Source organism: Acinetobacter sp. SWAC5 (assembly GCF_003419885.1).
Taxonomy (GTDB): Bacteria; Pseudomonadota; Gammaproteobacteria; order Pseudomonadales; family Moraxellaceae; genus Acinetobacter; species Acinetobacter cumulans.
Genome location: NZ_QUWR01000020.1, coordinates 61,182 through 73,209, shown reverse-complemented (window position 1 = coordinate 73,209; position 12,028 = coordinate 61,182). Strand labels below are relative to the sequence as shown.

The window sequence follows — 12,028 nt, the reverse complement described above, 5'->3', positions numbered from 1 at the left end:
TGTACACAGCGCATTGGGTTATGTATCGCCTTTTGAGTTTGAAGCAATGTACTATGATAAGATTAACCCGTTAGGTCACGTGGCCTAACTTAAATAAAAATGTCTCCGACAAACCCGGTACGGTTCAGTATTGATTAAATAAAATTTTATATCAATCCAATTAAATTTGGATTTTTATAATTAATAAAAAAAATAGGTAAACCTATGGCTGGCGGTTCTCAGATTATCATTAATAAAGATGGTATTAAAATTATAACTCCTGCAAAGTTTGAGGTAAAAGCTGGACAACATCTTTTTAAAGGAGGTGCTCACGTTCAATCTGTAATGCCTAGTTTTAGCAGTTTGGCTATGAATAAAGATAACTATTCTTTTACAAATCGAATAGATGTTTTTGATGTGTTTAAAGACTTCGAATTTTCAGAAGTTAAGTATAGGGCTTTATTAAAAGATCAAAAAATATATAAATCAGGGGTACTAGATGAACATGGTCGAACAGAACGCTTTGCCAGTATTGATAATAAACAAGAAGAATTACAAGTTGTAATAGATGATCCTGATTATGAATGGGTGATTACTGATGAAGACTTCCAATAAGAAGTAAAAAATAAGGAAGATTAATAATATGAAATTTAATGTTTTTTTTAAAGACAGACAAGGCCATGCTGTAGATGGGTTAAACTATAAGATATCAGTTATCAATGATGGAAATAGAAAAACAAAACGACTGTTAGTTACATCTGTTACCAGAGATGGTAAGGGTAAAGGGGACTCAATAGTTGGTCTAGAAAAATTAGTATTTGAAGTCATGGGGTTTCCTACGCCTTATAAAGAATGGACAGAAATAGGTTTTTTTTCTTATAACAAAAGAATGGATTCAAAAGAGATCCGAACGATAACAATAGAAGCTCCTTCAATAATTATTAATACTAAAACTTTCCAAAAACAAGAAAAAGCGGGAAGTTATGAACGAAGAACTCGTATTTTAAATAAAAATTTAGATAAAAATATTTACTTATATCCGAGTATTATCAAACATACCGTTAAAGCTGGAGAAAATTTAGGATCTATTGCTAAACAACATAGTGTATCTGTTAATGATATTAGTATTAGAAACAAAGGAATTAATATTAATTCTTTAAAAGTTGGACAAGTCATTATAATTAAAGATGAAATTGATGCAAAAAAACAAGAATTACAAGATCATAAAGAATATAAAAAATATATAAAAGATAAATTTGAAATATCTAAAAATAATTCAAAAGTTGTAGTCAAAATTGAAGGAAATATGAAAGGGACACAGCTTATGTATGTTAATTTTTCAGGAGCAATAGCCGCAGTCATTGGTGCTGGAGCAAGTATACAAGTAGGTGTTGCTAGAACTCCTTCTGGAAAATGGGGGATATTTGTTGCACCTGGGGTTTCAGCTGTACAAGGAACACCATCATTATCTATAGAAGGTGGGTATTTGATTAGTGAAGCAGCAAGCTTAGATGATTTAAAGGGGCTTGGGTATAGTGTAAATGCCAATTCATATTTTCTATTAGGTGGTTCTGCTGTCGTTGGCGCGGGGCTTACTCCTGATGCTTTATTTGATGGAAAGTTTGATGAGGGAACTACCCCAATGGCTGGTGCAGAAACAGGTATTGGAGGTGGTTTTAATATACAACATAATCTTAGCTATACATTCGTAATTCCTTTAAATTAGATTTGGAAATGCACAATGAAATTTTCATTAGTAGTAAGTTTATTTATATCTTTTATCATTAGTGGTTGTGAGGCTAAAAGTGAAAATTACAACCAAGAAAAAGATAAAATGCAGTTGTTAGAGTTCAAAGAAATAGCTGATGGAAATGATGAAATTAAACAAAAATCACTGTTCCAAAAAATCCAAAAAAATGCTGAAAATGGAGATTCTACTGCTCAAAATCTATTAGGAGTAGTATATGAAAATGGATATCTAGGTCAAAATGAAGATATTGAAAATGCTATAACTTGGTATAAAAAATCTGCTGAAAATGGTAATGGAATAGCTGAAAATAATATTGGTAATCTTTATTATCGAGGACAAGGAGTTGAAAAAAATGATGAGTTGGCATATGAATTTTACAACAAATCTATGCAAAAAAAGGTACCAGAAGCTATAAATTCAATAGGGTTAATGTATTTTAATGGTTCTTATGTTGCTAGCGATAAAAATAAGGCTTGTGGATATTTTAAAGAATCTGCTGATTTGGGCTATTATCTAGGTGAATCTAACGTAGCTAACTGTTATTTAAATGGTTGGAATGGACTTAAGGATAAAAATAAATACTTTCAATATTCTTTGAAAGCTGCTGAGAAAAATTATGCTCCATCACAATTTAATGTCGCAGTAATGTATATGAAAGGGGAAATTATTGAAAAATCGATTTCTAAAGCTATATATTGGTATGAAAAAGCATTACAGCAAAATGATCCTAGAGCAGCCTATAATTTAGCATCATTATACGAAGAAGGTAATGGAGTCCCAAAAGACTTAGATAAAGCATATAGATATTATGAATTAGCGGCAGAGATGGGCCTAGATGTTGCAAAGATAAAGATGTCTGAATTAAAAAATTAAGGCTTCATACAATTAACACAATACACGTTACACGAAATACTTTTAATTTCTTAATAAATTTCAATATTTTATATTAACATAAAAGCCTAACTCAACTGAGTTAGGCTTTTTAAATGATTTATACGTTCGACGATTAATGCTCAATCAATGTTCCATGATTTTAATTAGGCAAATTCAACAGTACGCGCTGTCATCAGTAATAAAAAAAACAAAGTGAATGTTTCCTTCATCACTCCACGGCTTCATTGGTCACACGTAAAACCTCTTCCATCGTAGTTTTACCTGCCAACACCTTACGCAAACCATCATCACGAATCGAACCCGCATCACGACGTGCATAATTCTCCAACTCATATTCAGCAGCATTACCATGAATCAAACGACGCATTTGCTCATCTACAGGCACAATTTCATAAATTGCAGTACGGCCATTAAAACCTGTATGTGAACAATGATCACAGCCCTTAGGTTTAGGCAGTTTTAGCACAGTATCATGCTGAATATTTGCAAATAATTTAGTTTCAAAATCGTCAGCATCATGCCACGTTGCACAGTGCGAACATAAAGTGCGTACCAAACGTTGTGCAATCACACCAATGAGCGAACTGGACAATAAAAATGGCTCAATGCCCATATCTTTTAAACGAGTTACGGCGCCAATGGCCGTATTGGTATGCAGTGTCGATAACACCAAGTGACCTGTGAGCGATGCTTGTACCGCAATTTCTGCCGTTTCCAAATCACGGATCTCACCCACCATCACCACATCAGGATCTTGACGGAGCATGGCTTTTAAAGCACGAGCAAAGGTCATGTCAACTTTGGTATTCACCTGTGTCTGACCAATGCCTTCTAATTGATATTCAATCGGGTCTTCAGCCGTCAGAATATTTTTAGAGCCATCGTTTAAGTCGGACAGCGCAGCATATAAGGTTGTGGTTTTACCTGAACCCGTCGGTCCAGTTACCAAAATAATGCCATGCGGACGGTGAACTAGAACTTTTAGCCGTTCATAGTCGTTGTTCATGAGACCCAAATGCGTCATGTTCAAACGACCCGCTTGCTTATCTAACAAACGCATCACTACGCGCTCACCATAAGATGACGGCAAGGTAGATACACGTACATCCACTTCACGACCTGCCAAGCGTAATGAAATACGACCATCTTGTGGAATACGTTTTTCGGCAATATCCAGCTTTGCCATGACTTTAATACGTGATACCAGCAAAGGTGCGAGTTCACGGCGCGGTTGTACAATTTCACGCAGTTGACCATCCACACGTAAACGTACAGAGAGTTTCTTCTCAAAAGATTCAATATGAATATCCGATGCACCAACGCGAATCGCCTCGGACAACAATGCATTAATCAAACGTACAATTGGCGCATCATCTTCCTGATCCATCAGATCTTCTGCTTCAGGTACAGAGTCCGCAAGACTGAGCAAATCGGGATGATCCTCCAAACCTGCAGCGACTTGTTGTGATTCCCCTGTATCACCTGCAAAGCTTGAGCTAAGGAGTTGATTAAACTCTTGCTCAGTGCATAGTTGATAACTGGCTGAATGCCCCAGAAAACGACGCGCTTCTTGTAACGCCAAGAGCGGTGTATTGTCACGACGAATAATAAATGCTTGGTCACCCTCATAACGAAGCAATACGCCATGACGCTTGGCAAAACTATATGGTATTTGTAATTGTTTAAGTACTTGCATCACAGTTTATAATGATGAATAAAAGTAATTTGAGTGTACTCTAAGCACATGACAGCGTGAAGTATGTTTTACAGCTTTTAATGATATAAGGAAAATACCATTGTCTTTCGTCAGTGACGTACTGGAAACAGAAACATCCAAAGTAAAATGGTGGGGTGAGCATCACTTTGAGCTGAACCGACCGAAATCATGGCAGTTTGGCTCGTTATTATTTCGCTTAACCCGTGGTTTACAAGAGTGGCGAATGGAATATCACCGCCCTAGCGTACAGTTTGACTATGAGCAGCAGTGGCATCGTATTGATGATCCTGAGTTTGCATTTCCTGCACCTGTGCATATTGAACGTTATATGTTTAAAAATACGCATGAAAAAATTCAAATCATGCCGCGCTTGGCCAATCGTTCTGTCGTTATCCGCCCTGTCGATCCGATCTATATTCCAGCGGGTCAGCGCGGTACGCTTTATATCAGTACACCATTATGGGTTGCGGGCTTTGTTGAGGGGCAAAAAGACCCTTTGTTTGATATCCCCGTGATTTTACCCAAAGATACGTGGTTTGGCCCCAATAAGCGTACAGGTGAAATCTGCTATGCCACAGCTGTGGATGGTCGCACTGAACTCCATCAATTGAAGATTCGTGCTTTTCGTGCAGTCACCCCTATTGAATTTCACAATACCAGCCACGAACAACTGCGCTTTGATCGAATGAATGTACCTGTACCTGCCTTACCTTTATTTTATAGCGAAAGCACAGGTCGATTATGGACATCGCAAATCAAAGTTATTCATGAAGGGCCTGATCGACCACCACGTGTGCGCATTGAAAACCGTACGCCACCACATGCAGGTGAAGTGATGTATGTGCACCCACCACGCGAACCTGCGGGTGCATTATTTAATATGTTCGATTCACTGTTCTAGGAGTGATGGATGCCCAATACCAATATTCCAGCAGAAGTGACCAGCAGTCTGACCAGTATTGTTAAAAATATTAATACCGATCGACTCACAGAAATTGTGGTTGCCATTATCCTAGCGCTATTAGGTTTTTTAATTGCACGCTTTGTTTCCAATACGTTTATTCGCACGATTGGAACACGATTTAATGAACACCAACGCTTAGTTTGGCGACGCGGTATTTTCTATTTTATTTTTATGATCTTTGTGATGGCCAGTCTCAAAGAAGCCGGCTTCAAACTGAGCGTATTTTTAGGGGCGGCCGGTATTTTAACGGTGGCCTTGGGTTTTGCATCGCAAACTTCTGCATCCAACCTCATCAGCGGTATCTTTTTAATTGGCGAAGGTTCATTTGAAATTGGCGATACCATTCAAATTACGTTAATTCGTGGCCATACCATTGAAGGTGAAGTCATTTCGATTGATTTACTCTCTGTAAAATTGCTGACTCAAGACAATGTCTATGTTCGCCTGCCCAATGAACAGCTTATCCGTGCACCCGTGCATAATCTGTCGAAGTTTCCGATACGGCGCATTCCTATTACCCTAGCCATTAACTTCCATGAAGATATTATTAAAGTTCGTGAAGTATTGCTGGATGTTGCCAATAAATACCCTTTGGTATTGGCCGATCCGAAACCCGCAGTCACCGTTACGGCATTTCGTGAATCGTCTATTGAGTTGTTGTTTGCAGTATGGTGCCAGCAAGAAAACTTTTTAAAAGTACGTGATGAAATGCAGGAACGCATTCGAAATGGCTTTGTCGACAATCAAATTGAAATTCCTGTACCCAAAATGGGCTTTGTTGACCGCCCTTCTGCACAAGCTTTGCATAATGAAGAAATTGATAGCTATGCCAATGCAGAAGAATTAAAACGTGAGCCAGACTTAAAATAAGCCATGTTTAGTCATGTTCATCTACGAAAAAAAGGGAGCCAATCAATCGGCTCCCTTTGTAATTTGAATGTCATTCACAGTACATATTGATATTTATGAATGCTCACTTGATTGCGGTTCATTTGATATTTCGGGCATAGGTGCAATATAGGCAATGATTAACATGACAAAACCCGCACCCAAGAAGGAAATCACTCGCGTTAAGGTGCCAATATGAGACAAATCAAACAGCACCAACTTTAAAGTGACCAATACTAAAATACTGCCACCAAAGAGCCACAAAGAGCGCAATTGACGTCGACTCGCAAGCAACATACAAATAAAGGCCAAACTCACCCAGAGCAGGGTAAAACTCAGCTGTATGGTCCCATCTTGCCACATTTGCCATTGGTTATATGGTGTATCCAAGTAATGATGTAATGCACGTAGCACCACATAACTACTCAACCAAAGTAGCCCGAGTACCATCACAATGGCACCTAGGCTTTTTTCTAGCCCTGCTTTCATTTGTTGATTCAACATCCAAATGAAACCTGCCAACATCGCAATACTCACTAAATCGAATGGATTCAGTATTGGCAGTAGATAAAACTGAAAAGCTTGATGGCTAAACAGTTGTGACAAGATCACCCAAAGCAACATTAACACCAAACTACTACGCGCTTGCCAGAACATTGGCCAATCGGACTGGCGCCACGCACACCACACAGCAAAACACAGCGGTAAAATCACCACACTAATAAACGGCATACTCGGTACAAGCGTTAAACTACTCAGCGCCAAGCTCAACAACACACCTAAACTCACCCACTCTTTTTCCGCCTTAAGCCCTAGTAGGAGGCGGAGCCACAATACCGTTAAAAATGAGCCTGTAATCGCCACCAATATACGGTCGGAAACAGAAGGCCATAACAATGCCCCTTGATGACTCACATCAATCACCATATAAAATGCGACTGCATACAAGGGAATCAGCCCCACCCATTTCGGCAAGAGCCACGACCACGTTGCGCCACGTCTCAACAACAACTCATTCAACAGCACATAGCCCAAACTGAGTATGAGCAGTATCCATGTCACTTGGTTTTTGCTGTCGATGACATCCAGTAAAAGCACAAACAATGCAATGGTCGCAAACAGCATCTGTAAACAGAAAAAGCTGATGGTGCCACTACTCAATTGCTGTTGAAACTTAGGCACAGCATTGGCAACACAAACCGTAATGAGATAACTCAATGCCAAAATCCAGTACACAGGGCTTGGAAAAACATTTTGCACAGAGAAGTAATACACGCCTGAGCAACCCGCCATCACCAACAGGCCCATGCCCACATAATGGCTAATACGCGACTGACGATACAGCGCATATATAAAGATGAGTGCCCCTTCAATCGCCCAACCTGCAACACTCCAATGCTCGGTCAGTAAAATAGGTGGGACGAAAGCCAGAAAAATCAGCATGAGACTAAAATAGCTCTGCGTGATTTGCTCAATCACCTGATAGCGTTTTGCGAGCAGATAAAGCAGTGCATAAATTACCGCAAAGACCAAACTGAAGGTCGCCTGCCAGCCATTTTCATCAAAATACATCAAATATAAAAAGCCATAACTGGTAATAGGTGTACCAAAAATTAAGGCCAAATCTAAAATTGGTTTAAGCTGAAATTGGCCCAAATTCTCTTTAGCCAGCAATTGGCTATAGCGAAATCCTAACCAAATAAAAATTGAAGCATGGGCAAAAATCAGCAGGCTTAAACTAGTGCGTTCGGCATCCACACCACGGTAAAAAGCATAAGCGCCACCTACTACCAGCGTCATTAAAAAAGCAATTTGATTAAGAAACTTCCACGGTCGAAGTGTGCTTAACACTGCAACTGCAATATTAATCACCAAGTAATAGCTCACAAACTCGACTGCGCTCGCACTGCGTACTGGTAAAGTAAAGGGTGCAATATAAGCAATGACCATCGCCATCAAAGCAAGTTCGATGCTTTGTTGTTTTAAACTCAGCCATACCGTTGCCATGAGAATGCCTGCAAAGCAACAACTGGCCAGCGCCAAAGTAGGAATGATCTGGTTATAGTAAGCAAAAGACAACGTCAGTGATAAACTGGCAAGCCCTAAACCTTCTAATGCAAGCGTAAAGCTACGATTTGTACGTTGCAATCTATAGCCTAACGCCGTGACTGCGATACTCACGCCTGCCACCAGCAACAGTTTGACGGCAAGACTCAATTGCCAATGCTCTGTCGCAAAGCGAAGTAACAGCACAATGCCGATCACCAAAACCGCAATAGCAACTTTCAGAACGGGATTTCCCTTAAACAACCACTGTTGTAGCTGATCGCTTAAACGCAAATGATTTCCTGTCGAAGCAGATTGGGCACGCTCAGCCAATGGTGCAGCGCTATGCTCTAGGGTAGAACACGGCTGAACTTCAGCAGTCGCTGTGGACTGTGCCAAAACTTGCGCCTGCTGTTGGATTTGATACTGCGTCTGTAACAGTTGCCGTTCTATACGCTTTAACCAACGCAGAAAAAAGAAAATCCATGCGCTTAGACCCAGCCCTGTCAAAATATGAAATTCAGCAATCCCCCCCACCAAGGCCACAATCGAAGCAATATATAACGGTGCTTTGGAGGTACTCTGCCGTGCTAATCCAGTCTGTTGTCTAAGTTGATCGGTCGGTTGCTGTAAATCATCGACATAGTGCATAACACTAACGCCAAAAGCTAAAATACACAGTGCACTCACAACTTTTAAATCAGCAAACCACAGCCCAACAGCAACGATGATGAGCACCATCAACCACATCATTCGAATATCACTCTGCCCTTTCAGCATACGGTCTTCGCTCTATTTATTTAAGATGATCATAGCGCACCTCGACAGCAATATTTTGGATGTTTATCAGATATTCGGTAACCCACATAAAACATCAAGCATCAGCGCAGGTTGAAAAAATCACGTACAATAAAAGCGTTTTTTTGGATAAGGAATTACTCAATGCCACCATTTGTCTTGGTCGATGGCTCTTACTTTTTATTTCGTGCCTTTCACGCAGTGCCACCGTTAACCACGTCAACAGGTCTGCATACCAATGCAGTCCGTGGTGCGATTTCTGCTATTCAAAAACTCATGCGTCGTATTGGGCCAACTCACATGGCGGTGATTTTCGATACACCTGAGCCAACATTCCGTCATGAATTGTCACCAATTTATAAAGGCGACCGCCCAAGCATGCCTGAGGAGCTGTCTCAACAAATCCCTTACTTACATGCGCTCATCAAAGCACTAGGTATTCCCTTACACATGCTACCGGGTGCCGAAGCAGATGACATTATTGGCACCTTGGCAAAACGTGCTGAAGCTTTAGGCCATCAAGTCCTAATCTCCACTGGCGATAAAGATATGGCACAGTTGGTCACAGACAAAGTGACTTTAGAAGACAGCTTCAAAGAACGTCCTTTAGATGTCGATGGCGTATTTGAAAAGTTTGGGGTATGGCCAAATCAAATTATTGATTACCTGACCCTCATGGGCGATGCCTCTGACGGCATTATGGGTGTACCAGGTGTGGGGGCAAAAACTGCAGCCAAGCTCTTAACCGAATATGGTTCAATTGGTGGCATTTTAGAAAATGTCGATAAAATTAAAGGCAAAGTCGGTCAAAACATCAAAGACAGTGTTGAAGGCATTGCACTTGATCACCAATTGGCAAGCATTGTGATTGATCTAGATTTAAGTTTTAGTTATGACGATCTAAAACTACAAGATCCAAATGTTGAAGCGCTGCGTACTTTATATACGGAACTCGAATTCCGTAACCAGTTACAATCTTTAGACCATCCCAATAATCCAAATAGCGTTACCTATAAACAAAACTCTAAGGCGATTATTCAAGATACGCACACTGCAGCAAAAGTCGTGGCAGAAGATCAAGCCACCCTCACCAGTACAGATGATGTTTTAGGCGAAGCCCAATACCATACCGTGCTGAGCCAAGCCGATTGGGACAATTTATTTAAACGTCTGAGCACAGAAAAGCGTTTTGCTTTTGACACCGAAACCACAAGTTTAGATTACCGTGTGGCGCAAATTGTCGGCTTCTCTGTTGCTTTTGATGCACAAGATGCCTATTACGTGCCACTCGCACATGACTATGAAGGTGCACCAGCACAATTAGACCACAATACTGTCCTTGCGCAAATCAAACCTATTTTAGAAGATGCATCAGTCCAAAAAATTGGTCATCACCTCAAATACGATGCACATATTTTAGAAAATCACGGCATTGTGCTACAGGGCTGGTACTTCGACACCATGTTGGCATCGTATGTACTTAACTCTGTGGCTACACGCCACGGTATGGATGATGTTGCACGTTTGTATTTAAGCCACTTAACAACGACTTATGAACAAGTCGCAGGTAAAGGCGCAAAACAAAAAACCTTCAATCAAATCGAGATCGAAACGGCTGCGCATTATGCTGCTGAAGATGCGCATGTGACTTATCGTTTATACGAAGTTTTAGATGCCAAACTACAACAGCATCCAGAACTGGTGAATATTCTGCACAATGTCGAAATGCCCGTGGCACGTGTACTGACCATGATGGAAGAAAACGGCATTGAGCTCAACATGGCGTTTTTGGATCAACTGGGTGTTGAATTTGCCAACACCATGCAGAATCTAGAAAATCAGATCACAGAACTGGCGGGCCAATCCTTCAATGTCAGCTCACCCAAACAAGTCGGTGAAATCCTGTTTGATAAATTAGGTCTTAAAGGCGGTAAAAAGACCTCTACAGGTCAGTACAGCACCAGCGAAAGCGTATTGGAAAAAATCGAACATCCAATTACTGACCTAATTTTGGAATACCGTGGCCTGTCTAAGTTAAAAAGTACTTATACAGACGGCTTACTCAAACAAGTGAATGATGATACACACCGCGTACATACCAGCTACCATCAGGCGCTGACTGCTACAGGTCGCTTATCTTCAACCGATCCTAACCTGCAAAATATTCCAGTGCGTGAAGACATTGGTCGCCAAATCCGTAAAGCGTTTATTGCGCCGAAAGGTCGCATTCTGCTGGCAGCCGATTACTCGCAAATTGAATTACGCTTAATGGCGCACTTCTCACAAGACCATGCCTTGGTAGATGCTTTTAATCATGGCCAAGACGTTCACCGTCGTACAGCGGCTGAAGTTTTGGGTATTCCTTTAGACGAAGTGACCAGCAATCAACGTCGCCAAGCCAAAGCGGTGAACTTCGGTCTGCTCTACGGCATGTCTGAATTTGGCCTAACTCGCCAGCTTGGCTTTAGTCGTGAAGAATCGCGCAACTATATTGGTAAATACTTCCAGCGTTATCCTGGCGTATTAGACTATATGGAACGCACACGCCAAGTTGCCCGTGAGCAAGGCTTTGTCGAAACTATTTTAGGCCGTCGCTTGTATACGCCAGACATCAATGCCAGCAATAAAATGGTAAAACAAGGTGCTGAACGTGCAGCGATTAATGCCCCTCTTCAAGGCTCAGCAGCGGACATCATAAAAATGGCGATGATTGAAGTAGAAAAAATGCTACCTAAAGATCAGGCCAAAATGCTTCTACAAGTGCACGATGAATTGGTATTTGAAGTTGATGAAGCGATTGCGGATGAGCTTGCACTAAAACTGGCAGAAGTTATGCAATCTGTATTACAACTCTCTGTACCTTTAGTGGTTGAAGTTGGCAAAGGCAATAACTGGGACGAAGCGCATTAATACACACTTCATTTTCCCTCTCCTCTCAGGAGAGGAGAATCTCAGAATACATTCTGAGTTCACAAGGAAAAATGCTCGTAAG

The 12,028-nt window shown here is 40.8% G+C and carries 8 protein-coding genes; 6 read left to right on the top strand and 2 right to left on the bottom strand.

Translation table 11 applies throughout. The features are described from left to right. Positions 1 to 204 precede the first annotated feature (204 nt). From DYI81_RS14175 to DYI81_RS14165, 3 genes are read left to right on the top strand one after another with little or no spacing between them, the layout of a single operon-like run. Complete coding sequence (locus DYI81_RS14175; RefSeq protein ID WP_240627421.1) at positions 205 to 594, top strand: DUF2345 domain-containing protein; 390 nt, start codon at positions 205 to 207, stop codon at positions 592 to 594. A gap of 28 nt (positions 595 to 622) precedes the next feature. After that, entirely contained in the window at positions 623 to 1,705 is a 1,083-nt protein-coding gene (locus DYI81_RS14170) for a LysM domain-containing protein (protein WP_117007913.1), read from the top strand. A gap of 15 nt (positions 1,706 to 1,720) precedes the next feature. Further along, a complete protein-coding gene (locus DYI81_RS14165; protein WP_117007912.1) occupies positions 1,721 to 2,602 on the top strand; it encodes a tetratricopeptide repeat protein in 882 nt (293 codons plus the stop codon). Between the two features lie 229 nt (positions 2,603 to 2,831). Here DYI81_RS14165 and gspE read toward each other — a convergent pair whose 3' ends face one another. Further along, positions 2,832 to 4,319: a type II secretion system ATPase GspE gene (gene gspE, locus DYI81_RS14160; protein ID WP_117007911.1), complete on the bottom strand. Its 1,488-nt coding sequence runs from the start codon at positions 4,317 to 4,319 to the stop codon at positions 2,832 to 2,834. 100 nt (positions 4,320 to 4,419) lie between these two features. On the opposite strand from gspE, the gene DYI81_RS14155 reads away from it, so the two are divergent. Next, a complete protein-coding gene (locus DYI81_RS14155; RefSeq protein ID WP_106986212.1) occupies positions 4,420 to 5,241 on the top strand; it encodes a hypothetical protein in 822 nt (273 codons plus the stop codon). 9 nt (positions 5,242 to 5,250) lie between these two features. Beyond that, entirely contained in the window at positions 5,251 to 6,174 is a 924-nt protein-coding gene (locus DYI81_RS14150) for a mechanosensitive ion channel family protein (protein ID WP_106986213.1), read from the top strand. A 93-nt stretch (positions 6,175 to 6,267) separates the two neighbouring features. Here DYI81_RS14150 and DYI81_RS14145 read toward each other — a convergent pair whose 3' ends face one another. After that, the gene (locus DYI81_RS14145) at positions 6,268 to 9,018 is read right to left on the bottom strand and encodes a DUF2339 domain-containing protein (RefSeq protein ID WP_117007909.1); all 2,751 of its coding nucleotides are present in this window, start codon (positions 9,016 to 9,018) and stop codon (positions 6,268 to 6,270) included. Positions 9,019 to 9,180: 162 nt separating this feature from the next. Here DYI81_RS14145 and polA point away from each other — a divergent pair, with 162 nt between their 5' ends. Beyond that, positions 9,181 to 11,946: a DNA polymerase I gene (gene polA / locus DYI81_RS14140; RefSeq protein ID WP_117007907.1), complete on the top strand. Its 2,766-nt coding sequence runs from the start codon at positions 9,181 to 9,183 to the stop codon at positions 11,944 to 11,946. Positions 11,947 to 12,028 lie beyond the last annotated feature (82 nt).

What these genes read in the sequence shown, in the direction of transcription:
- DYI81_RS14175 (WP_240627421.1), top strand. Translation starts at nt 205, where the DNA reads ATGGCTGGCGGTTCTCAGATTATCATTAATAAAGATGGTATTAAAATT.
- DYI81_RS14170 (WP_117007913.1), top strand. Translation starts at nt 623, where the DNA reads ATGAAATTTAATGTTTTTTTTAAAGACAGACAAGGCCATGCTGTAGAT.
- DYI81_RS14165 (WP_117007912.1), top strand. Translation starts at nt 1,721, where the DNA reads ATGAAATTTTCATTAGTAGTAAGTTTATTTATATCTTTTATCATTAGT.
- gspE (WP_117007911.1), bottom strand. Translation starts at nt 4,319, where the DNA reads ATGCAAGTACTTAAACAATTACAAATACCATATAGTTTTGCCAAGCGT.
- DYI81_RS14150 (WP_106986213.1), top strand. Translation starts at nt 5,251, where the DNA reads ATGCCCAATACCAATATTCCAGCAGAAGTGACCAGCAGTCTGACCAGT.
- DYI81_RS14145 (WP_117007909.1), bottom strand. Translation starts at nt 9,018, where the DNA reads ATGCTGAAAGGGCAGAGTGATATTCGAATGATGTGGTTGATGGTGCTC.
- polA (WP_117007907.1), top strand. Translation starts at nt 9,181, where the DNA reads ATGCCACCATTTGTCTTGGTCGATGGCTCTTACTTTTTATTTCGTGCC.